This is a genomic window from Sphingomonas glacialis (assembly GCF_006439055.1).
GTDB classification, from domain to species: Bacteria; Pseudomonadota; Alphaproteobacteria; order Sphingomonadales; family Sphingomonadaceae; genus Sphingomonas; species Sphingomonas glacialis_A.
The window spans coordinates 1-22,971 of the sequence record NZ_RCZC01000014.1 but is presented as its reverse complement, the minus strand read 5'-3'; the positions used below and the strand labels follow the sequence as shown (position 1 = coordinate 22,971).

Here is a 22,971-nt window from a genome sequence, read left to right as displayed (position 1 = left end):
ACATCCTCCGCCGTTGCGGTGTCGGGCGAGCGCCCCAGGAATGTGGCGAACCGCCCGACGTCGCGGATGTAGTTGCGCTGCGTCTCGCGACAGAACCGTCGCATCTCCATCTCGTCGATGAGGCGCTGGCGTAGCGGGCTGACAGCCACGGCGGGTGCGAGGATGTGCATGGTGAGGCTCCTTCTGGTGGAGCCCGATGCTCTGCCTGCGTCCTGCATCGCTCAACCGGCGCGCAACGCTCTTTCCTTCACCTCAACCATGCCGCACACGCCCTCCCGCGCAGCGGGTTCGTGCATCCGCCCCTTTCGGCAATTCGCGCGAGATGAGCGGCGCTTGGCCGAAGCGCTGATGACCCGATGGCTCGACCAGAAACGTTAGAGATCAACCTTTCATGATCCGGTGTGGCTTGGGCAATTCCGAATAAGCGGCTTTTCCGCTCGATCGCGGGTGGCGATGCCCGCGCCTTCCAGTGGGAAGCAAAATTCGACCCTCAAGCCAGGTAGATTATCAGCAAACCGAAGGTCGGCTTCGGCCAGTTTGAGCCGCGCACGGATTCGTGTGAGCGGTGTCTTGAGATCGTGCGCCATTCCGTCCGTTGCCGCGCGGAGGGAATCGACCAATCGTTCGACCTCGCCGAATGTGCGATTGAACGTCTCGGCAAGGCGATCATATTCGTCACCGCGTTGCGAGACCGGAACGCGCTCGCCCATCGAACCGCCGAGAAACCGCTGCCCGACGTCCGACACGAGCTTGACGAACGCAAGGCCGCGCCTTGCGTACCACCAGCCAAACAGCAGTCCGAGAGCACCCGTGGCGACCAGACTCCATAACGGTCCCGAGAGATAGCGCTCGCGCAACACCCCTCGCTCATCGGCAAAATCGCCGACGAGCAGTCGCTCACCGTCATCGAGCACGATCGCGCGCGCTTCCACCCAACGCCGGCTACTGATGCCGCGGGTGTTCGTCACCGCGGTTTCGAACCGGTAGAAGCCGCCCTGCTGAATCGCCGCCGGCCAGCCGAGCAGATTGCCGACGATTGGCGTCCCATCGGACAAGGTGAGCAGGTAGAAGAATTCGTGGATGCGGGGAACGGACACCTGGCGCTGGATCGCTTGCGCGACGCCGGGAACGCCATCGCTGCGGTAGCGCTCGACCAAGCCGCTGGCTTCATCATCGACGACCGCTGCCCGGCGGGCGTCGATGGTCTGCGTCGTCTGGACGTATTGCAGCGTCAACGCGACGCTGGTCGTAACCAGCGCGATCAGCGTGATCCACAACGCACCGCGCCATGCAGCACTGCGCGCCGGCGACGGGTCAGGCCGCATCGAGCCGATATCCCGCGCCGCGCACCGTTCGCAGCATCGGAGGTTCGCCGACACCGTCGATCTTCGATCGGTTCATCAGCGGCAGGCGTCGCAGTGAGAAACCTGGCCGAGAGGTGGGGCAAGCTGCCCGCTGCGTCACCGAAGACTACGCGCGTTTACCTCTTCTACGCCAGCTACAGCGGCTATCAGGTCAGCCAGTTCCGCATCATCCCGGGCGCCACCCCGCCGCAGATCGAGCTTGCGCTGAGCAACGCCGGCAAGGTCGAGACCTATGGCCCCAAGGCGTCGATCGTCGTCGCGCCACTCAAGGGCCTGTCGATCAATCTCCACGCCGCCTGGCTCCACGCGAAATATAAGGAGTTCCTCAACGGCGGCGGGGTCGGGGTCGATTATTCGGGTCATCAGCTCGAATATGCGCCGAAATTCACGTCCTCGGCGACGGTCGATTACGAGCGCGCGATGTCCGACCGGATCGACGGCTTCGGCCATGTCACCGTCTCGCACCACAGCTCGCAATATTCGGACTCGTCGAACGCCGCCGCATTCTTCCAGAAGGGCTATACGCTGGTCGATGCGCGGCTCAGGCTCGGCACCCCCGACGGCAGGTAGGAGGCGGCATTGTACGGCAACAACCTGCTCAACAAGGTCTACGACCTTGGCACTGCGGCGGATGCCTTCACCACCATCTTCGGCAAATATGGTACGCCGCGCACCTACGGGCTCGAACTGAAATGGCAGTATAGAGGCCGTCCGGGGAACCAGCGCGATGTACCATCAGGATCTTGCCGGCACACGACACCGCTTCGACGATTTGAAGCAGGTGCTGGCCGCGGCGACGCCGGAGCGGTCGGGCGACCACCTCGCAGGCATCGCCGCGACGAGCGCCGAGCAGCGCGTCGCGGCGCGTTATCTGTTGGCGGATCTGCCGTTGCGCACGTTCCTCGAAGACCTCGTCGTGCCGTATGAGCAAGACGAGGTGTCGCGCCTGATCATCGATACCCACGATGCCGCCGCCTTCTCAGACGTGGCGCATCTGACGGTCGGGGCGTTTCGCGAATGGCTACTGTCGAACGCGGTCGACGGCGCGACGCTCGCCGCGGTCGCGCCGGGGATCACGCCCGAGATGGCGGCGGCGGTGTCCAAGCTGATGCGCAACCAGGATTTGATCGCGGTCGGCGCCAAGCTCAGCGTCGTCACCGCGTTCCGCAACACGCTTGGCCTTCCAGGGCGGCTGGCGGTGCGGTTGCAGCCCAACCATCCGACCGACGATCTGCCGGGCATCGCCGCGTCAATCGTCGATGGGTTGCTGATGGGCTGCGGCGACGCGACGATCGGCATCAACCCGGCGACCGACAGCGTCGAGGGCGCGCGTGCGCTGCTGTTCCTGCTCGACGAAATCCGCGAGCGCTATTCGATCCCGACGCAGACCTGCGTGCTGACGCACCTCACCAACGGCATCGAGTTGATCGCATCGAGCGCGCCGGTCGACCTCACCTTCCAGTCGATCGCCGGAACCGAGGCCGCCAATCTTGGCTTCGGCATCGATCTCGCCTTGCTGCGCGAGGCGCATGCCGCGACACTCTCGCTCGGCCGCCACACGCTCGGCGACAATGTGATGTATTTCGAGACAGGCCAAGGCTCGGCGCTGTCGGCTGAGGCGCACCACGGCGTCGACCAGCAAACGCTCGAGGCGCGCGCGCAAGCCGTGGCGCGGCCGTTCCGCCCGTTGCTGGTCAACACCGTGGTCGGCTTCATCGGGCCCGAATATCTCTACGACGGCAAGCAGATCATCCGCGCCGCGCTTGAGGACCATTTCTGCGGCAAGCTGATGGGCCTGCCGATGGGAGTCGACGTCTGCTACACCAACCATGCCGCCGCCGATCAGGACGATATGGACACGCTGCTGACCCTGCTCGGCGTGGCGGGGTGCAATTTCGTAATGGGCGTGCCGGGCGCCGACGACATCATGCTCAACTACCAGAGCACGAGCTTCCACGACGCGCTGTACGTGCGCGAGGTGCTCGGGCTGCGGCCAGCGCCAGAGTTCGAGGCGTGGCTCGACGCGATGGGATTGCGCGATTCCGCCGGTCGGATCGCGGCAATCGACCAGGCGGGCGGTGCGCAGGCGTTGCTCGCCGCGGTGGCGCCGCATGGCTGACCCGCCCGAGCTCGATCGCTTCGCGCGGCTGCGGCCGCTGACCAGCGCACGGATCGGACTCGGGCGCGCCGGCCAGGCCTTGCCGACCGCGCCAATGCTCGACTTCCAGCTCGCCCATGCCCGCGCGCGAGACGCGGTGCATACCGCGCTCGACGTCGCGCTGCTGCGCGATCAGCTCGGGTGCGACGCGATCCTCGTCGGCAGCGCCGCTCCCGATCGCGCCACCTATCTGCAGAACCCGGGGCTCGGCCGTCGCGTCGAGCATGGAGCGGAAGCGCTGGTGAAAGGCCGTTACGACCTCGCGATCGTCATCGGCGACGGCCTTTCCGCCACCGCCGTCCACGCCCATGCCGCCACCGTTACGGCGGCCTTGATCGCCGCGCTTAAGGACTGGACGATCGCGCCGATCGTGCTCGCCACCCAGGCGCGCGTCGCGCTCGGCGACGACGTGGCCGCGCGGTTCGGCGCGCGCGCGCTGGTTATGCTGATCGGCGAGCGGCCGGGGCTCAGCGCGGCCGACAGCCTCGGCGCGTACATCACCTGGAAGCCCGTCGTCGGCCGTCGCGACAGCCAGCGCAATTGCGTGTCGAACATCCGCACCCCCGGCGGCTTCGCCCCCACCGCGGCCGCCGCCAAAATCGCCTGGCTGCTCGGCGAAGCGCGCAAGCTTGGCCTGACTGGCGTCAGCCTCAAGGATCGCCAGGGCCTTGCCCTTCCCTCTTCCGATACCGCGCTGGAGCATGATTGATGTCGACCGTCCCGCGTATAGACCTCGCTCCCGACCTGCCCGCCGCCGCGCCGAGCGAGGCGCGGCTGTCCGCGCCCCGTCTGCTTGCTTTCGCCGGCCCGGCGGTCCCCATCTCGGCGCTGGCGATCTCGCTGCTTGCCTATATCCCGACCTTCTAAAGGTGCGCGTCGGGCTCTCGCTCGCCGCGATCGGCACGATCTTTCTCGTCGTCCGCCTCGCTGACATTGTGCTCGATCCGATCATCGGCGCCATCATGGACCGCGGGCATAGCCGCTTCGGGCGCTTCCGGCCGTGGCTGGTCGGCGGCGCGGTGCCACTGACGCTCGGCGTGCTGATGCTGTTCAACCCGCCCGCCGGCGCGGGGATGGGGGTATCTGCTGCTATGGCTGGCGGTGTGTTACGGGGCTTATTCGGCGTGCTATCTCGCCCACCTCTCGTGGGGTGCGACACTGTCGAGCGATTACGCCGGCCGCTCGCGTATCTTCGCCTGGTGGCAAGCGGGTGTGCTGGTCGGGATGATCGCGGTGCTCGCGACGCCGGTCATCGTCGAAGGTGCCTTGCATTACGATCACCAGACCAGGGTCGCGGCGATGCCGTGGCTTGTCGCCGCACTGTTGCCGCTGAGGGTGCTGATCGCGGTGTCGACCGTGCGCGAGCCGATCGGCGATCGCCCGCACGTCCCGCCGCGCTGGATCGACTATCTGCGGCTCATGCTGCAACCGACGATCGCGCGGCTGCTGATCGCCGATCTTGTCATCGGCACCGCGATGGGGATGAACAGCGCCTTGTTCTTCTTCTACTTCGGCATGGTCAAGCACGTACCGCTCCTCGACATCACCATCCTACTGTTCCTCAACCTGTGCGGATCGCTGTGCTGCACGCCGATCTGGAACTATCTTACCGGCCGCATCGGCAAGCACCGCGCCGCCGCGGTCGCCTTCATCCTCAACGCCGTCTCTTTGCTGGTCATCGCAGTAATGCCTGCCGACCGCGTGATCGGCGGGATCGTGCTGTTCCTCGTCGGACTCACGCTCTCGGCTGGTCCGCTGCTGCTGCGCTCGATGATGGCCGATGCCGGCGACGAGGAATATTTGCGCTCGGGCTATGATCGCACCGGCCTGATTTCCGCGCTGTTCGCGGGCACAAACAAGCTCGGCCTAGCGCTTGCGCCAGGGATCACCTTCCTTGGACTGGGGTTCACGCATTTCGACCCCGTTGGTCGCAACGGATCAGCCGCCTTGGCTACTTTAACCGCCTTCTACATCGGGGTACCGGCGACGCTCGGTGTCATCACCGCCGCCTTGATCGTCGGGCATCGCTTGACCGCAGCGCGACATGCCGCAATCTGCGCAGAGCTCGCCGCCAAAAAGCAACCCCATTAACGATTGTGCTGCGCGTTCCTGCGCCGCACGCGCGTTAATGCGAAATTGCCAGTGCGCGTGGGAGAATTATGGTTTTAGGAAAATATAACCCACGGCGACGTGAAATAACTTCGGTACCCAGTCGTCGCGCAAGGCCGTCTCCCAATCTTCGACGTTCAGGCCCAAAAGGCGACATACAGCGCAGCTTCCGCCCTCCCCAACTTCAGCCATCCATTCATCTCAATAGAACGCAACGCCAAGCCGCCGCCGAAGCGGTCATGGATGGCAGAAGTTGAACGAACTCGCGGTTGGGAACATATCCAGTCACGTCCGGTTACGAGCGACGGGATCGTTCGCGGGGCGGCGTTAGGGCTTCAACAAAGAGGAAACCGACGCCGGTCGCGGAATGGCAGGTTGCCGTCAGATCACAAGGGTAGCGGATGCGACGCGCGTCCTATTTGCTCGGTTGGGGCCGCTGCGAACGGCAAGCATTGGGCGCACCGCTCAGAATCTCGATCGGCGACAATTTGGGGGCGGGCCGACCGGCAGATATGGGGCGAGTAGACCCAGTTGCGGGCTTAGCCACTCCTGGCGGGCTCATCAGAAGCGGACGCTCGTCCACACTCACCGCATCTGCTGTACGTCCGCCCACCCCGGCTAGCTCATGCGGCGCTTCGCGTTCAAAATCGGTGCGACACGCCAGCAAAAACTTCGATATCGGGCGCGGCCCGGTTCAGGCCGACATTGGTACCAAGATCAAGCTGGAGGTTGTGGCTTGGCTGCCAGGAGAACGCGACGCTGCTGAGCGCCGGCGTGCCACGAACCGTTGGATCGGGATCGTCGTCGCGCGTCAGCTGGGCACTGACGGCAGCCTTCACCGCCTCGCTCAACGAGTATTCGATCTCGACCGCACTACCATACAGGGCATGGCGGCCGCGACCGTCATCGTCCACCGCCGCAGCAACGAGCGGGGTAACCTGCAGCGAGACTTTGTCCGAGGTGCGGTAGGTGACTGGAAGCTGGAATGAAGCGCCCCAGTCCCCGGCGCCGATCGGCCGACGCCCGACCGGTAGCAGCGCGGTCGCTATCATCGACATCGCCAGCCCGGTATCTTCCTTTCGTTCTACGATCGAGGTCTTCACGCCGACGGTTGCGTCGCCAACTCGGCCCGCTCGCTCGACTCTGCCGTCCGCGTGGCGGTCGCGCTCGAAGCCGTAGGGTGTAAAGCCGAGACGGAGTTCCGTCTTGCCGCCCACGCCGTAACGGATCAGGGTGTCACCGATCAGGATGGTATCGGCGCGCTCGCCGTCACCAAGCGCCAGCGTCCAGTCGGCCAGAGCGGTTTCGCTCTGGAGACGGCCTGGCGCGGTGATGCAAGCGCTCGTGGTGAGGCCCGGGCGCTCGCTGCACAGTCTATCCGCATTACTGTCCTCGGCGTCCGCTGCCGCGGCGATGCATGCCACGCTGCATGCCAGTACCATGGTGAGACTGCGCATTGTTTCCCCCTTGAACGGCTTAGCGCCTACAACCCCTTCGAGGGTATGCTTCCGTAGGCTTCGTTTTCAGACAAGACTACCGGCACCTGCGTGTTTGGCGTCGGACGTCCTATATCAGTTTTGCTGCGCGACCGGACCACTTCGATCCGGTAGTTACGACCCAATCCCGGTCACTTGCAGCGCGCTTTCGGCTACCCAGCATCGGTCGTTCGTAATCATGATCTTCTCAGCGCTTTGACCGAGCCGAACTAAATTAAACAGCGCACTTGGTCACTTACGGCCCGACCCTCTCCCGCCCGATTGCTGCCGGTCGTTTCTCGTCGAGCGCGTCGCATCAGCGTTGTCCGAGCAACAAAATGAGCGGCTCTGCTCGTCCTTTCATGCTTTCTGAACGACGCGGGCCCACAATTACGGGATGAAGTTCTCGACTATCGCGTTGACCGGCGCTGCCGCCGTTGCTGGCGGGACGATGATCGGTGTTGCCCCGATCATGAGCGATCGTCTCGTTGGGCCACCTGCTTATGCGGCGGCGAGTACCCAATGCCGGGTGACGGATGGCGACACGATCAAGTGCGGCGACGAACGTATCCGCCTGCTTGGCATTGATGCGCCCGAGCTACCGGGTCATTGCCACGGGAAAAGGGTATGCGCGCCAGGCGACGCATATGCTTCTACGTCCAGCCTCGAAGCCGCGATGTCGGGTGACCTTCATATCGAGCGAGTCGGTGAAGATCGCTATGGGCGGACGCTTGCGCTAGTGACTGGGCCCCGCGGGGATCTGTCATGCTGGCAACTCGCGCAGAAGCAAGCAATCTACAAACCGCGTTGGGATAATGGCTATCGCGTCAGTCACCTATGCCCGTCGGCTGCGCTGTAGGAACCGTGGGGAGCGGCACCTTCCGCTTTCAACAATCTTTGCTGGTCGGCTACGCAACCATGACGGATCCAGCTGCGATCTAACGGTGAAAATTGGTGGCGAACCGTACGACCGCTTATTGGCCGGCGTGACCCAGATGCGGTCATTCGTCGCGCCCAGTCTGCGCTCCAACTTCGTTGGGGTGGACGCCCCCTGACGGCATCGATGTGCCATAGTGGAGGTGTTGAAACACCACTTGAAGGAGGCGTCCATGAGTGAGGTTAGCACAGTCGGCATCGATCTGGCCAAGTCGGTTTTCCAGGTGCACGGGGCAGATTCAAACGGCACCGTGGTTTTCCGCAAGAAGTTGCGGCGTGATGAAGTTCTGGGGTTCTTCTCGACTCTTCCGCGGTGTCTTGTGGCGATGGAGCCATGCGCCAGTGCTCACTACTGGGCACGCGAGATCGCGGCGTTCGGGCACGACACGCGGCTCATCGCGCCAGCGTACGTCAAACCGTTCGTGAAGCGGCAAAAGAACGACATGGCTGATGCCGAAGCGATCTGCGAGGCCGCACAACGCCCAACGATGCGGTTCGTGCAAGGCAAGAGCGCCGAGGCTCAGGCATCTGGTGTGATCTTCCGTACGCGCGACCTGCTTGTGCGTCAGCGCACCCAGTTGATCAACGCCTTGCGCGGGCACCTCACGGAGTTCGGCTACGTCGTTCGCCAAGGCATCGGACATGTCAGAAAGCTGGTCGAGATCGTCGATGACCCTACATCCGACATCCCCGCCGAAGCGCGTCCGGTGCTGGTCGTCATCGCCCAGAGCCTGCAGGCGCTTCAGTCGCAGATAGTTCTCCTGGACCGTGAAATCGCGGCACGGGCCAAGGCGGATCCCGTGGCGAAACGGTTGATGACGATACCCGGTGTCGGCCCGGTGATCGCAACCGCGCTGGTGGCGCTCGCACCTTCTGCCAGCACCTTCCGGCGCGGGCGTGACTTCGCAGCCTGGCTGGGCCTTGTTCCACGGCAGCACTCGAGCGGCGGCAAGGAACGACTGGGGCGACCGACCAAGATGGGCGAGCGCAGCTTGCGGAGGCTTCTGATCATCGGCGCGAGCTCGGTGACAAAGGTCGCCGCGCGTGACCCTGATAAAGCCAGCGCATGGCTGGCCGGCATGCTCGCTCGGAAGCCGCGCATGCTGATCACCGTCGCGCTTGCGAATAAGATGGCGAGGACCGTCTGGGCGCTGATGGCGCATGGCGGGTCCTACAGAGCTCCGGCCGCGGCGGTGTGACCGCTAAGGCTTGAGGCGTCAGGGACGCAAGGAAGGTCAATAGAGAGGTATGGCGCAACGGTCAGAAGACGGGGTCGGGAAGCCCAGTGAAATGTCTAAGCGCCTCGAGCGCGCAACTTCGGTCTGGACCCGATCCGCGATCTCCATACAGGCCAGCAGCCGTGATGATGGCTGCATCAGTAGGCCGGACACACCGAAGCACCTGAACCTGCGCGATCAAATCTCTCGATTACCCCCCTTGTATCCGACGGGGCGTCCACACACAGACATTCGTTCATGGCAAATTGCTATCAAGGAGCGTCGTAGCCATTCTGTCACGATGCACATCAGCCGTACAGACCTCGCCGACTTCAGCTACTTCCTCGCGATCGCCAAGCATCGCAGTTTTCGGCGTGCAGGGCTGGATCTCGGTGTCAGTGCATCGGCGCTCAGCCACTCGCTCAAGGGGCTCGAAACCCGATTGGGCGTCCGGCTGCTGAACCGGACAAACCGCAGCATGACTCTCACGGCCGCAGGAGAGGAGCTTCTGGGCAAGATCACCCAGCCGTTCGAGGTGATCGGTTCCGCAATTGAGGGGTTGAACCGCTATCGTGACGAGCCGTCCGGCCGCATCCGCCTTAACGTCCTCGAACATGCCGCCGCCATGCTGCTCGGCCCGGTCTTGCCGATCTTTGTCGAACTGTATCCCGATATTCAGATCGACGTGGCCGTCAGCAACCATCTGGTCGACGTGATATCCGAAGGAGCGGATGCCGGCATTCGCTATGGCGGCACCGTTCCCGAGGACATGATCGCGCAACGCCTTTCGCCCGACATCCGTTGGGTCGTCGTGGGCGCTCCCGTCTATTTAGAGAAGCACGGCACCCCCACGCACCCGTCCCAGCTGATGGAGCATCACTGCCTGCGCATCCGCTTGGGCGACGGCAGCATCTATCACTGGGAGTTCGACAGAGGCGATGAGTCCTTTGCGCTGGACGTCCCGGGAGCGATCACCTTCGATGAAACAGAGTTCGGACTGGGCCTCGCACGACGCGGCGCCGCCTTGGCCTATCTTCCCGAGCCTTTGGTCGTAAAATTGGTCGACACGGGCGAATTGCAGATCGTCCTGGCAGACTGGGCGTCGCCGGGGCCTGGCTTTCACATCTATTATTCCGGACGTCGGCAGCTTCCGACCGCACTTCGCTTGCTGATCGACCTTATCAGGGAAATACGTCCGCTCGGATCATGACCGATCGGGGTGATGAGCCATGCTCATCGTAGCATGGAGCAGATACCCGCTAATTCCGCGGCTCGGTCACACCCATAATAGGGTCTCGAAGGTTCGGTCGAGCCAAGGAGACACGAATGACCAGCATGGCAGACACACACGCCCGACCCGCGGCGGCAGCACCATCTTCCAGCAGCTGGGGCGCAGTTCTGGCCCTTACCTTGTGCGTGTCCACGCTGATCGCATCCGAGTTCATGCCAGTCAGCATCCTGACGCCGATCGCAGTCGATCTGCGCGTCACAGAAGGGGCGGCCGGACAGGCGATTTCGGTGTCCGGTATCTTCGCGGTCCTGACCAGCCTGACCATTGCGTCGCTGACCGCCAACATCGACCGGCGTGGGCTGCTGCTCGGCCTGACCGTCCTGATGCTGGTGTCTGGGCTGACCGTCGCGTTCGCCCCCTCCTATCTAATGTTGATGGCCGGCCGCGCGCTGCTGGGGATCGCGATTGGCGGTTTCTGGTCGATGTCGACAGCGACGGTCATGCGCCTCGTGCCGACGGACCAGGTTCCCAAGGCACTGGCGTTGTTGAACGGGGGCAACGCGCTGGCGACCACCATAGCCGCCCCGCTCGGCAGCTTTCTGGGCCAGTTTATCGGCTGGCGCGGCGCCTTCTTCATCTTGGTGCCGCTCGCCATCGCCACGTTCGCCTGGCAGTGGACGACCCTACCGTCGATGCCCCCAAGACGCGAATCCAACGCAAGCAGTTCGCTGGGCGTGTTGCGTCGGCCCGAAGTGCGGGTCGGTATGGCAGCGGTCGGGCTGCTGTTCATGGGCCAGTTCGCGCTGTTCACCTATCTGCGGCCGTTCCTAGAGCAGGTTACGGGCGTCAGCGTTTCGCTGTTCTCGGCAATGTTGCTGGGCATGGGCGCGGCCGGCCTCGCCGGCACCTGGCTGATCGGCCGGGTCGTCGCCTGGAACCTGTCGGTGACGCTGATCGCGGCCCCAGTCGTCATGGCCGGGATCGCGCTCGCCCTGATCCCGCTGGGTTCGATCCCGCTCGCCACCGCCCTGCTGTTGGGCGCTTGGGGGTTCGTCGGCACCGCGCTGCCTGTGGCCTGGTGGACCTGGCTGAGCCGTACGTTGCCCGAGGATGCGGAAGCGGCGGGTGGACTGATGGTCGCCGTGGTGCAGCTCGCGATCACGCTGGGGGCTGCCGGGGGCGGCTTGTTGTTCGACGCCTTCGGGCCCGGCGCGACCTTCCTTGCCGCCGCCCTGGTTCTCATCGCCTCGGCGCTGCTCGGCTATGCCGGAAGCCGGGCTTCCGATCGATCATCCAGAAAGGACCACTCCCATGCGCACTAAGGCACGCGCGCTGGCGCCGCTTCGACGGCAATGTTTGCGCGAAGGAGACAGCGAGAAAACCGACATGTTTTCAACCAACACCCGCGGCCTGGCGCTGGCGATGGTGGCCATGGCCATTCCCCAGACCGCTCAGGCCCAGGACAGGAGACCTACAATGGAAGTAACGCGCAAAGCCGATCAGAAGACCATCAATGGACCGGCGGAGTGGTTCACTGGAAAGGTCACGATCAGTGGCCAGTTTCAACGCCCGGAACCTTCGCGAGTCAGTGGTGCGATTGTCCATTTCGAGCCCGGTGCCCGCACCGCCTGGCATAAGCACCCTCTCGGTCAGACGCTGATTGTGACGGAGGGGGTCGGCTGGACGCAGATCGAAGGCGGGCCCACGCTCGAATTCCAGGTCGGCGACGTGCTGTGGTGCCCGCCGGAGCACAAGCACTGGCACGGTGCCACCCCGACCCAGGCGATGACCCATATCGCAATTCAGGAGTCGCTGAACGGGTCGCCGGTCCAGTGGATGGAGCAGGTTACCGACGCGCAATATCGCGCTGGCCCAGCTACGCCCGGCGCCAAACGGGACGACTGACATTGGCAAGGCGAACGGTTGCGGACGGCTAAGGTCACCTTGACCCAGTCGCGGACGCTCACGCTACCCTGAGCTGTTGCTACAATCAGTCATTCATTCAGGGCACGTGGATACATAAAATTACCGCCTTTGATCCTAATCCAGCCACCCGGTGATCAACCCGGTAGAACAAGCGGACGCGAGACATATGTCTGGAGCCAGCTCGATAGATCCTGTGTGAGGAGGTCCGCGATCTGATCTGTGCGATGGCGCAGCGCGTCGTAGGACGTGAGGGTTGCGCCGCACAGTGCGCGGACGCGGCGCAGCTGCCCGGCAAGTTCCTCGTCGCGCTCGGCAGTGCCCGCGAAATCACCCTGCATGCGGATGCCGTAGATCGCCGCGCCGATCGCGGGCAGGGCCGCGCTGGAGACCGTGCCCCAGATCGTGATCGGTTCCACAGCGCCATGCAGCGCCGGCACCGCGACGGCCGCGAGTTCGATGACGAGAAAGACAAGGCAGATTGTCGCGGTCAATCCGAACAACAGACCGCCGACCCTATGAAGCCGATGCTCGAGACGGTGCATCCGGTGTGCATCTCCGTCCAGATACGCGATCTGGCCATCGAGCAGACGCAGCAGATCAGCGTGGACCCGGGTGAGATAGATGTCGTCGACGACGACGGCCGGCATGCCGAGCCGCCGCGCCACCGCCCGGGCGGCAGGGTGTAGGTCGCGCCGCAGATGTAGATCGCCGAGTTGCGCCGCGATCGCAAGGCAGCGCAGCTGTTCGGCAACGCGGCGCGCGTCGAGCCAGCGCTGATGCCAGCGCGACCGGTTGCCGAGCCGCGTGACGACAAGGATGGTCGCGATCGTCGCCAGCTCCAGACAGATGAGCACGGGCTTCACCGATATCGGCAACAGGAGCCCGGCGAGCGCGATCAGCACCGCCGTGGCCGCCAGGGTGAAGTTGCTCACATATGCGCTGCGGAAGCGGCGGGCGGCCTCGGTCGCCACCGCGTCGGCGATGGCGAAATCGCCCGAGACGATATCATTGATCCGAGTGCGGAAGGCGTCCGTGGGATCGGCTGGTGCGATGAGCGCGGCGGCCGTCGGGTCGATCCGCACGCGCCGGAAATCGGCGCGCCGGAGCCGTCGCACCCCGGTGAGTTGTAGCAGCAGCGAATATGCCACCGCCAGCGTCGGTCGTCGCCGCGCATCAATGGGCGGCAGCGCGCCATCAGCCTCTCCGTTGACGAGATGCGCGACCATGTCGGGCAAGCGATTGAGGCCACCCATCGGTACCGTTTCCAGTTCGGCCTGGCCGAGGTGAAGCGCATCGAGCCGATCCCAGAGCAGGCGCGGCGCGGACGCATCCGCGCCGACCGGAACATGAATCACGGGAATGCCCCGCGCGACCGCCTCCTCGATGATCTGAGCCGCGCCGCCCCGCCCGCGCGCTGGCGCGCCGTCCCAGATCGCGAGCAGCACGTCGCTTTGCGCCAGCATCACCCGTCCGGCGCGCTCGTACGCCACCTCCGGTGCCTCGCGGCCGGGCCAGCTCGGGGCCAGCGCCATCACCACGCGTGCACCGGCGAGCCGCGCATCGAGCGCGGCGCGCGCTGCGGGATCGGGAAATTCGTAGGCGTTGCGCATCGGTTCGAATGGCAGCACGACATCGACCGGCCAACCGAGCGCGGCGGCCTGGTCGAACGCGATACTGTCGGCGCCCTCAGCAAGATTGCTGACGAGGCGCAGTTCGTGACCGGGCGCCGCGGCGGCGAACGCCGAAAGCGCGACTCGGACCCGCGCGGCGAGGTCGGTCAGATCGACCCCGGCGAGACGCGAGGGACGGTGACCGGTCACCCCGATGGTCAACGGTTCCACGCCGGTCCCCTTCTGCTTCACATGGTCCCGCCGCATGATGGCGGACACGCGTTATGCCAGCGACACGCCGGGCACGGTAGGACTATCTCGGCACACTTCCGCATTGCCTCGTGACACGGTAGCATGGCCACGAGGGGCGAGCCGAATGGACCGGGCGGGCACGAGCGTGACAACGAACTGATGGGCAAGACGTTCCTCAGCTATGCCACTGCGGATCGGCGCGAGGCCGCCGCGATCTGCGCAGCGCTGGAAACGCGCGGATTTCCCTGTTGGATGGCGGCACGCGACGTCGCGCCCGGGGACAATTATCAGGAAGCGATCGTCGGCGCGATCCGTGCCGCTGGCGCTCTCGTGCTCGTCTTCTCTGAGAACGCCAATCGGTCGGACGAAATCAAGAAGGAACTGTCGCTGGCGAGCCGGTTCCGCGTGCCGGTTATCACGGTGCGGATAGCGGACGTCGATGCATCCGACGCCTTTGCCTACGAATTGTCGACGCGGCAGTGGATCGATCTGTTTCCGGACCGCGCGCACGCCTTGGATACGGTCGCCCGACGCCTGGACGAGCACGGCACCATCGACCGCGCCGAGGCGCAACCGGACACGGGAACGGCACGACGAACGCACACGCGTCTCCGCCGACTGTGGATCGGCGGCGGGCTGGCGCTGCTCGCCCTGGCGGGCGGCGGTGCTTGGCTTGCCACGCATCGCGGCACGGGCAGCGGATCGTCCGCTGTGACGGTCCTCGCCGTTCGCCTGACGGGGTTCGAGCGGCTTACGCCCGATATTCCGGCGGGCACCGACGCGGCGTTGCGGGACGAGCTGACCGCGGCGCTGGCCGACGAAGGCGTCGTCAAGGTGTCGAATGCCGGCGCGCCGGTGCCGGGCGACAGCCCCGCGCTCGGCCTCAGCGGAACCATGAGGCGCGACGATGCTCAGGTCCGCGTCGTCTTGCGGCTCTTCAACGAACGCTCGGGCGCCAATCTATGGTCGCAAAGCTACGCATATGATGCCGGCGCCTTGTCGCGCATGCCACGGTTGGTGGCCGCCAATGCTGGGTCCGTCTTGCGGTGCGGGTTGTTCGGTGCGTCGACCTATCCCCGCGCGCTGCCCGACGGGGCGATGGCCGACTATCTGACGGAATGCTACCATCATTATTCGCTCGATGCGCAACTCGCGAAGGGACTCGACGCCGCCCGCCGGGTCGTCGCGGCGGTGCCGGATTTCTCCTGGGGCTGGTCGGGAATCGCGATTTCCGCGATGATGACGTCGGCCTCGCTCTCGCCGCTCGACGCCGCGCCCTACATTCGAGAATCGCTGGCGGCGACCGATCGTGCGATCGCACTCGATCCAACGAACAGCGAGGCGTTGGCATGGAAGAGCCTGGCGATCGACCCGGCCGCGCTCACCGAGCGCGAGGCGTTGTTACGGCAAGCGCTTCAGGTTCGCGCCCTATCGTGCGGATGCGAGCACAATATCTACGGCGCGTTCCTCGCCGAGACTGGGCGGTCGTCGGCGGCGCTTGCCCAATATCGGCGCGCGGTCGACACGCTTGCGCTCGAGTTCGATTCGCAGGAGGCGCTGGCGATCGCGCTGGCGGAAGGCGGCAATCTGCGCGGCGCAAAGGATCATGTCGACGCCGCGGTGGAACTGACCGGCGATCCGGGCCAACGCGCCGTCGTCACCCTGATCCTTGCCCCCGTCAGCCGCGATTTCGGCGGTGCCATCGCGATGCTCGACCAGCCGCCCTTGCCTTATGGGAAGGCCGTGCTGGCCGCGTGGCGCGTCGCCTTGCAAGCGTTGGCGGCCGGCGTGCGTGGTGACCGGGCGACGGCGGTGGCGGCCCTCGTCGCGCTGCCCGACGCGGGTCAGGAAGCGACGATCACGGTTAGTTTGCTCGGCGCGCTCGGCGCGAACCGCGAGGCGATGGCGCTGATCGAACGCCGCGCGGCTGCGCGCGAATGGGGCATCCGCTCGTTATTGTTCGTGCCGAGCTTGGCGGGCGCGCGGAACGATCCTGCATTTGCCGCCGTCACCGATCGGCTCGGCCTGATGCGCTATTGGCGCGCGACCAAGACGCGGCCGGACGTCTGCGCGCAAAGTGCGCCACCAGCCTTCTGTCAAACAATCTGAGTGTCACTGCGGCGTACCTGAGCCGCGTGCCGGAAAATAGAAGGAGCCGGCCGGTGTTGAGGACCGAGTCACGAAATGCGACGTCTCTACGACCCACAACCCGCCATTTACGGCCGGATTTCCCCTTCCCAACTTCAGTCATCAGTTCATGTTGGCAGCGAGGTTGGTGACGGGCGCGTGTGCCCGCCCGAGCTCCGCTTTCCTGGAAAGGCTGGTAGATCGAAAAGGTGGATCGAGCAGCCTAGGACGCCTCGGTTGTGTGTAACCAGCCCGCCCGGGTGAGCAGATCGATGGCATCGTCGATCCGACGCGATGCCGTCGCATCCAGCTGCTCGCGATCATCGCCAATCAGCGCACGCATCTGGTGGGGTACGAACACCATGTCGATGAACCGCCCCGCGACGGTCGATGCTTGCTCGATCCGGTCCGGCGCGGCGTCGGCCCCGGCAATCGCCTGAGCGACGCACGCAACGCCGCCATCGCGGCCGATCCGGTCCACTAAACGGGCAAGATCGGGCATCCGGTGCGCGGTGGTGACGACAACGCGCATCAGAGCGACCGCCTCGGACGTCAACGCGTGCTCGAGCAGGCTATGGCCCACCACGCGCAGCCGGTCCTGGACGGACAGATGCCACGGCACCGCGCCCGACGGGACAAGCGTACGATCCACCATCCGCCGCACCACGGCCGCGAAGAGCTCCTCCTTGTTGGCATAGCGGGCGTAGAGGCTCGCCTTCCCCGCCCCCGCAAGCACTACGACCTGATCGCAGCTCGTCGCATCATATCCCAGCCGCAGGAACAGGTCCGTCGCGGCGTCGAGAATCCGGCGATCGACGTCGCCGGCCTGGTCGGCGGACGGGCGACCACCGCGTCGCCGCTTTGCTGGATCAGGCTTTGTGTCGGTAAGCGTTTGCATCACGCAACCATATAGGCCATGCGCCCATTGAATGGAACTGAACGGGATAGTTCAGTTTTGGCGATGGAGGTTGGTGATGGCTGCAACGACACGAGGTAGCGCTGTGAACGCCCCCGGGCAGCGGACGATCGCGCTGACGGGTGCCACGGGCGATCTTGGTGGACGTGTGCTGTCGGCGCTGGACCGGCGTGGCGTGACGGTGCGTGCGCTGGTCCGCAGCGGAACGCCGGCCGCGGCGCGAGATGCCGTGCGTGCGCAGGGCGGCACGCCCGTCCCGGTCGATTTTGCCAACCATGCTGCGCTCTCGGATGCGCTGGATGGTGCAGAGTGCGTCGTCTCGGTCCTGAACGGGCTGGAACCGGTCATTCTCGATCTCCAGGGCCGGCTTGTCGATGCGGCGGTCGCGGCGGGCGTACCCCGTTTCATCCCGTCCGACTTCTCGCTCGATTTCACCAAGACCCGTCCCGGCGACAATCGCAACATGGACCTTCGGCGCCGCTTCATGGCGCGCGTCGATGCAGCGCCGATCCGCGCGACCTCGATCCTCAACGGCGCCTTCGCGGACCTGTTGACCGGCGAAGCGCCGATCGTGCTGCCTCGCTTCCGCCGCATCCTCTACTGGGGGAACGCCGACCAGCCGCTCGACTTCACGACGAAGGACGATGTCGCGGACTATGCCGCCGACGTGGCGCTCGATGCCGATGCGCCGCGCTTCCTGCGGATCGCCGGGGACGTCGTGTCCCCGCGCGACCTCGCGATGCTGATGACGCGGCTCGAGGGCCGAGGGTGGAAGCCGTTCCGGGCAGGAGGGCTCGGGCGTCTCTCGACGCTGATCCGCGTCGCGCGCGCGCTGTCGCCACGCACCGATGCGCCGTTCACGGCCTGGCAGGGCATGCAATATGTTCGCGACATGTCGAGCGGGCGCGGCAAACTCTCGCCCCTCGACAATGATCGCTACGGCAAGACCGACTGGACGCGCGCCGAAGCTGTCCTCGCCCCGACACTCTGATCGCACCTTCCGGAGTCTTATCATGAGCGACGCCATCCAGCCGTTCCCGATCCACATTCCTCAGGCCGACCTAGACGATCTGGCCGATCGTCTCGCCCGCACCCGGTGGCCAGATGCCGGCACGGTGCAGGACGGGTCGCAGGGCCCGCAATCGGACCGCATCCGCGCGCTCGCGCAAAGGTGGCAGGACGGTTACGACTGGCGCGCCACGGAGAAGCTGCTCGACGGCTGGGGCAGCAGCCGCACGGTTATCGATCGGCTCGGCATCCACTTCCTCCATGTCCGCTCCCCCGAACCGGACGCGACACCGCTGCTCCTGACGCACGGCTGGCCGGGATCGGTGCTCGAGTTCCGCGACGTGATCGGCCCGCTCAGCGATCCGCGCGCACATGGCGGCGACGCATCGGACGCCTTCCATCTGGTCATCCCCGCGCTGCCCGGCTTCGGCTTCTCCGACAAGCCTACCGAGCCGGGTTGGGGTGTAGGCCGCACCGCCGCGGCATGGGGCGAGCTGATGCAGCGGCTCGGCTATGGCGATCGCTGGATGGCACTAGGCGGAGACTGGGGTGCCGCGGTCACCACGGCGCTCGCTCATATGCGCATGCCGGGTCTCGCCGGTATCCACCTCAACATGGTGATGGTCCAGCCGACACCCGAGGAAAGGCAGAATGCGACGCCGGCCGAGCAGCAGATGCTGGACGATGCCGCGCGCTACGACCGCGAGTATTCCGGGTATATGAAGCTGCAGTGCACACGGCCACAGTCGCTTGCCTTCGCTATCGCGGACTCGCCTGTCGGACTGGCAGGCTGGATTTATGCGCTGTTCCAGGATGTGTCGGACAGCGGCGGGCAACCCGAACGCGTCATTCCGCTCGACCATCTGATCGACGACATCATGCTGTACTGGCTGCCGAACGCCGGGCCCAGTTCGGCACGCTTCTACTGGGAGGCCGCGCAGGAGATGGCGAAAGGGATGCCGAGCGCGCCCGTGCCGTTGCCGGCCGGTGTCAGCATGTTCCCCGGCGAGCAGGTACGGCTGTCCCGCAGTTGGGCGGAGGCGCGCTTTGCCGATCTGCGCTATTTCGGAGAGGCCGCGAGCGGCGGGCATTTCGCGGCAATGGAGAACGCCGAAGCGTTCGTTGAGCACGTCCGCGCGACGTTCCGGGCCACATAGCACCCGAAGCTGCGAGGCTGGTTGTGGCAGCATATCAGCGAACGCAACAGGGCATGCCGTTGGGTAATTGCCGGTGTAAGGCTTGGACTGGGTTGGAGGCCGTCTGCCAGTTCGCGACCGCGACGACCCAATACACGACATTCATGCCACCCTGTCCACTTCCCGAAACCCGCCGCTCGTTACTGTCCACCGAACGGCGCGTTTGGGTGAACACATTCAGTCCGCTGAACAGCAATAGATGGTGGCTAGCCGTCCGACCGCTTGCGGCCGTCACGACCATGAGCCGCCGTTCCGGGCCTCGTTGACGCCCGCCAACTTCGGAAGTCCGTTCATCACGGTTGCCACTCCTTCAGGCTTCCGCTGGCACCTGACGCTCCGCCGAACCGGATCTCCTTGCCCTTCTACAGATATCTGCCACGATCTTCTAGTTTTCGGGGGAGGCACGATGGCGACGAGCGCACCGGCTGATCGGATCGCGAGCATGGATTTCCTGCGCGGCGTGGCCGTCATGGGGATCCTGGTCGCAAACCTGCCTGGCTTTGCGCTGCCCTCAGCTTATTTCTCACCGGTCGCGTGGGGCGGGTCCACAGGCGCGAACCTGTCGGTCTGGTTCGCAACTTACGTGCTCATCGAAGGTAAAATGCGAGGGCTGTTCTCGGTGCTGTTCGGCGCCTCGATGCTGCTCGTAATCGAGCGGGCGAACCGCAAGGGTGAGAACGCTGCGGGCGTGCACTACCGCCGCATGGCGACCTTGTTTGTCATCGGTGCAGTTCATTTATATCTGTTCTGGTCGGGCGACATCCTCAACCATTATGCGATCGTCGGATCGGTCGCCTTCCTCTTCGTCCGCCTGCCTGTGCGCTGGCTGCTCATCTGCGCGGGCGTTCTTCTCGCTTTGCAGCTGGCCGCCGAGAACATGGCGTCGCAGTCGTACTTCGAGAGCGCGGCGCGCGACACGCCTGCAAAGATCGAAACATGGAACGGCTTCGCCTCTGCGTTCGGCGTACCGCCCCCTGCGGAGGTGACCGCGGAGCTGGATGCGAGGCGGGGCGGCTTCGTCGAGTCCAACGTCTATCGCTGGAAGCATGAGGTTAGCCCCCTCAACGGCATCATGCAGTTGGGTATGCAGACGCTGTCTGCTATGCTGCTCGGCATGGCAGGCTATCGCTCCGGCTTCCTCACCGGGCGGTGGACGCGTGCGCGATACCGCCGATGGGCGGCCGTCTCCCTTGCCGTAAGCCTCCCCATCTATGTCGCACTGGCATACAATACCGTCGCGCAAGGCTTCTTCGGGCCTTGGGTGTTCTTCGACTCAATCCTCGCCGCCGAGGTGCCGCGATCGGTGATGGTAATCGGTTATACAGCGCTGCTGATGCTGCTCATGCGACCTGGCACCTGGGTGACCACGAGGATCGCCGCGGTCGGCCGGGCGGCCTTCACTAACTATCTCGGCACGACGCTGATGATGACCTTCATCTTCTCCGGCTGGGGGCTGGGGCAGTTCGGCTATTGGTCTCGGGCGCAGCTATACCTGCTGGTTCCGGTCGCCTGGGCGATGATGCTCTGCTGGTCCAAACCGTGGCTCGACCGTTATCGCTACGGCCCCCTGGAATGGGTGTGGCGGTCCCTCTCGCGAATGCAGCTGCAGCCAATGCGGAAACTGGCAGACGCAATCAGTTGAACTCGCCTCAAATCTGGTCGTCGGTCGCTTGGCTTTAGCATCGATGACCCAATCGCAGACGCTCAAGGCCTATTATTCGTCACCCAATACTCGCCATTCGTCCAGCCCGGCTTAGCGCCTTCAGCTCAGCTCGAGAATCCGACAGATGCCTCGCTTCTGGGCATCTCTCGTTGAACGCCGGAGATAGCTGCTGAAGATTTCTGAAGGGCCTTGTATACTCAGGCCCGGCTACAACCACTCACGATCCGGGAGGACCGATGCGTTTAGCGTTACTTGCTTTCCTGCTGCCGGCGAGCATCGCCGCTGCCCAGACCGCCCCCCCGTTGACGACGAACGGCCACCCCTTCATGGCACTGCCGAGCGCAGACGGCCTAATTGTCACGGTTACTTCCAACGGACGGCCGGGCAGCGAAACAGGCCTGCTGGTCTTTTCCGCGCTATCTCCCACCAGATTAACATTCCGCTGCCTTCAGCCCGTCGATGCGCCGCAGGTGATGGGATTAGCCACCACGCCCAACGGTAAATCACTGATTGTTGCGGCGGGTGACGCAGGCGTGTTCCTGTTTGACCGTGCAGCGGTGACGGCGAATTGCAAAGCCAAGGGTGTGGCCGTGCCGCTCGGCAGTAAATCATCACGGCAGGGTAGCCTGGATGTCGCGGTCACGTCCGACGGACGCTTCGCCTTCGTCGCCAACGAGTATGGGGTGGCGGCTAAAGATGCAGGGGGAAACGACGTTCGTGGCAACGTTGGAGTGCTAGCCTTATCTTATGACGCGACTGGCGTTCTCGTAGGAGGCAAGCTGGTTGGCCAGATCACGACAGGTGGTGCGGCGGTGGCGGGAGTAGCCCTTTCACCTGACAGTCGGCGGCTTTACGTGACCAGCGAAGTGGCAAAGCCGGGCGCACGAGCGGCCAACGGGCGGATGACAGCTCTCGCCCATAGTGGCTGCCGGCAGGGCGACGGACCAGAGCAGCCCTTCGGGCTTATCTCCGTCGTCGACGTTGCGAAAGCCGAGCAAGGCGGTGTCAATGCGGTAGTCTCGGCCAGTGCGGCGGGCTGCTCGCCGGTACGAACGGTGGTCTCACCGGACGGGCGAACTGTATGGGTGGCGGCTCGTGGTGACGATAAGGTGCTCGCCTTCTCATCTGCTCTTTTGGAATCCGACCCTGCGCACGCGTTTATTGGTGCAAGGGACAGTGGCGGAAAGGCGCCGGTCGGACTGGCGCTGTTCGCCGACGGCAAACGCCTGGCGGTGGCGAACTCTAACCGGTTCGCAGGGGCGAAAGCGACCGGCAACCTTGCTTTGCTAGATGCGTCGCCGAGCGGGTCGACTCCAACGACGATCTTGGCGGCAACTTACTTTCCACGCTCAGTCAGCGTCGCCGATGGCGATAAAATGCTGTTTCTTACCGACTACAATGGTGGGCAGGTTCAGCTTATCGTGCCTCAATGAAGGTTCAACAGGACCCAATCCCAGCTATTCTTGCCGCCTTTTGTGCTGCCCGAAAGATGGTGTATCGCGGCGGCTGCATTTCGACAGCGATGAGATTGCAGCCCCTTCACATACGATGCCTGGATCGGGGTCGAGCCTGACCTCGTGCATCGAGGGAAGGAGTGAGAGCGATGACGCATTTTGTAGGTCTGGACGTCTCGGTGAAGGAGACGTCGGTGTGCGTGGTGGACGATGCCGGCAAGGTGGTGTGCGAGCGTAAGGTGCCGACCGAGCCGGATGACATTGCTGTGCTGCTGACATCGGTCGCTGGCGATTACGTAAGGGTCGGGATCGAGGCCGGACCGCTGTCG

The 22,971-nt window shown here is 64.7% G+C and carries 19 protein-coding genes and 2 pseudogenes; 17 read left to right on the top strand and 4 right to left on the bottom strand.

All coding sequences use genetic code 11. The features are described from left to right. Positions 1-389: 389 nt before the first annotated feature. Entirely contained in the window at positions 390-1,379 is a 990-nt protein-coding gene (locus EAH76_RS23625) for a HAMP domain-containing histidine kinase (protein WP_161989144.1), read from the bottom strand. Between the two features lie 39 nt (positions 1,380-1,418). Between EAH76_RS23625 and EAH76_RS23620 the strand changes: the two genes are divergently transcribed. The 6 genes and pseudogenes from EAH76_RS23620 to EAH76_RS23600 all read left to right on the top strand — a co-directional run bounded on the left by EAH76_RS23620 (position 1,419) and on the right by EAH76_RS23600 (position 5,613). Then, complete coding sequence (locus EAH76_RS23620; RefSeq protein WP_161989143.1) at positions 1,419-1,934, top strand: TonB-dependent receptor domain-containing protein; 516 nt, start codon at positions 1,419-1,421, stop codon at positions 1,932-1,934. Between the two features lie 157 nt (positions 1,935-2,091). After that, entirely contained in the window at positions 2,092-3,483 is a 1,392-nt protein-coding gene (locus EAH76_RS23615) for an ethanolamine ammonia-lyase subunit EutB (RefSeq protein WP_140852711.1), read from the top strand. Continuing rightward, complete coding sequence (eutC, locus tag EAH76_RS23610; RefSeq protein ID WP_140852710.1) at positions 3,476-4,231, top strand: ethanolamine ammonia-lyase subunit EutC; 756 nt, start codon at positions 3,476-3,478, stop codon at positions 4,229-4,231. Before EAH76_RS23615 ends, eutC begins: the two co-directional genes overlap by 8 nt. After that, the gene (locus EAH76_RS24690) at positions 4,231-4,389 is read left to right on the top strand and encodes a hypothetical protein (RefSeq protein ID WP_241659866.1); all 159 of its coding nucleotides are present in this window, start codon (positions 4,231-4,233) and stop codon (positions 4,387-4,389) included. Before eutC ends, EAH76_RS24690 begins: the two co-directional genes overlap by 1 nt. A gap of 2 nt (positions 4,390-4,391) precedes the next feature. Next, positions 4,392-4,574, top strand: a pseudogene (locus EAH76_RS24935) (MFS transporter); the annotation flags it as partial. 31 nt (positions 4,575-4,605) lie between these two features. Then, the gene (locus tag EAH76_RS23600) at positions 4,606-5,613 is read left to right on the top strand and encodes an MFS transporter (RefSeq protein WP_140852709.1); all 1,008 of its coding nucleotides are present in this window, start codon (positions 4,606-4,608) and stop codon (positions 5,611-5,613) included. Positions 5,614-6,272: 659 nt separating this feature from the next. Here the strand turns inward: EAH76_RS23600 and EAH76_RS23595 are convergent. Next, positions 6,273-7,088: a transporter gene (locus tag EAH76_RS23595; RefSeq protein ID WP_140852708.1), complete on the bottom strand. Its 816-nt coding sequence runs from the start codon at positions 7,086-7,088 to the stop codon at positions 6,273-6,275. Between the two features lie 415 nt (positions 7,089-7,503). On the opposite strand from EAH76_RS23595, the gene EAH76_RS23590 reads away from it, so the two are divergent. From EAH76_RS23590 to EAH76_RS23570, 5 genes are all read left to right on the top strand, one after another. Next, on the top strand, positions 7,504-7,965 hold the full coding sequence (locus EAH76_RS23590; RefSeq protein ID WP_347233123.1) for a thermonuclease family protein: 462 nt from the start codon (positions 7,504-7,506) through the stop codon (positions 7,963-7,965). Between the two features lie 250 nt (positions 7,966-8,215). Beyond that, the gene (locus EAH76_RS23585) at positions 8,216-9,241 is read left to right on the top strand and encodes an IS110 family transposase (RefSeq protein WP_140852707.1); all 1,026 of its coding nucleotides are present in this window, start codon (positions 8,216-8,218) and stop codon (positions 9,239-9,241) included. Between the two features lie 319 nt (positions 9,242-9,560). Then, on the top strand, positions 9,561-10,469 hold the full coding sequence (locus tag EAH76_RS23580) for a LysR family transcriptional regulator (protein ID WP_140852706.1): 909 nt from the start codon (positions 9,561-9,563) through the stop codon (positions 10,467-10,469). A gap of 206 nt (positions 10,470-10,675) precedes the next feature. Next, a complete protein-coding gene (locus EAH76_RS23575; protein ID WP_241659865.1) occupies positions 10,676-11,812 on the top strand; it encodes an MFS transporter in 1,137 nt (378 codons plus the stop codon). Beyond that, on the top strand, positions 11,802-12,395 hold the full coding sequence (locus EAH76_RS23570; RefSeq protein ID WP_241659864.1) for a (R)-mandelonitrile lyase: 594 nt from the start codon (positions 11,802-11,804) through the stop codon (positions 12,393-12,395). Before EAH76_RS23575 ends, EAH76_RS23570 begins: the two co-directional genes overlap by 11 nt. Positions 12,396-12,550: 155 nt before the next feature. Here the strand turns inward: EAH76_RS23570 and EAH76_RS23565 are convergent, their stop codons facing one another. Further along, positions 12,551-14,305, bottom strand: coding sequence for a DUF4231 domain-containing protein (locus EAH76_RS23565; RefSeq protein ID WP_140852705.1), 1,755 nt, complete (start codon positions 14,303-14,305; stop codon positions 12,551-12,553). A gap of 75 nt (positions 14,306-14,380) precedes the next feature. Between EAH76_RS23565 and EAH76_RS23560 the strand changes: the two genes are divergently transcribed. Further along, positions 14,381-16,387, top strand: a complete 2,007-nt coding sequence (locus EAH76_RS23560) for a TIR domain-containing protein (RefSeq protein ID WP_140852704.1) — start codon at positions 14,381-14,383, stop codon at positions 16,385-16,387. A gap of 241 nt (positions 16,388-16,628) precedes the next feature. Here EAH76_RS23560 and EAH76_RS23555 read toward each other — a convergent pair whose 3' ends face one another. Continuing rightward, positions 16,629-17,303, bottom strand: a complete 675-nt coding sequence (locus EAH76_RS23555) for a TetR/AcrR family transcriptional regulator (RefSeq protein WP_140852703.1) — start codon at positions 17,301-17,303, stop codon at positions 16,629-16,631. Between the two features lie 76 nt (positions 17,304-17,379). On the opposite strand from EAH76_RS23555, the gene EAH76_RS23550 reads away from it, so the two are divergent. The 5 genes and pseudogenes from EAH76_RS23550 to EAH76_RS23530 form a co-directional block, all read left to right on the top strand. Then, positions 17,380-18,312, top strand: coding sequence for an aromatic alcohol reductase (locus tag EAH76_RS23550; RefSeq protein ID WP_140852702.1), 933 nt, complete (start codon positions 17,380-17,382; stop codon positions 18,310-18,312). A 22-nt stretch (positions 18,313-18,334) separates the two neighbouring features. Next, positions 18,335-19,486 (top strand): epoxide hydrolase family protein, encoded by a 1,152-nt coding sequence (locus EAH76_RS23545; protein WP_140852701.1) that lies wholly within the window; start codon positions 18,335-18,337, stop codon positions 19,484-19,486. A gap of 445 nt (positions 19,487-19,931) precedes the next feature. Then, complete coding sequence (locus EAH76_RS23540) at positions 19,932-21,167, top strand: DUF418 domain-containing protein (protein WP_241659863.1); 1,236 nt, start codon at positions 19,932-19,934, stop codon at positions 21,165-21,167. A 257-nt stretch (positions 21,168-21,424) separates the two neighbouring features. Further along, the gene (locus EAH76_RS23535) at positions 21,425-22,621 is read left to right on the top strand and encodes a beta-propeller fold lactonase family protein (RefSeq protein ID WP_140852700.1); all 1,197 of its coding nucleotides are present in this window, start codon (positions 21,425-21,427) and stop codon (positions 22,619-22,621) included. Between the two features lie 170 nt (positions 22,622-22,791). Continuing rightward, positions 22,792-22,971 (top strand): annotated as a pseudogene (locus EAH76_RS23530) (IS110 family transposase); the annotation flags it as partial.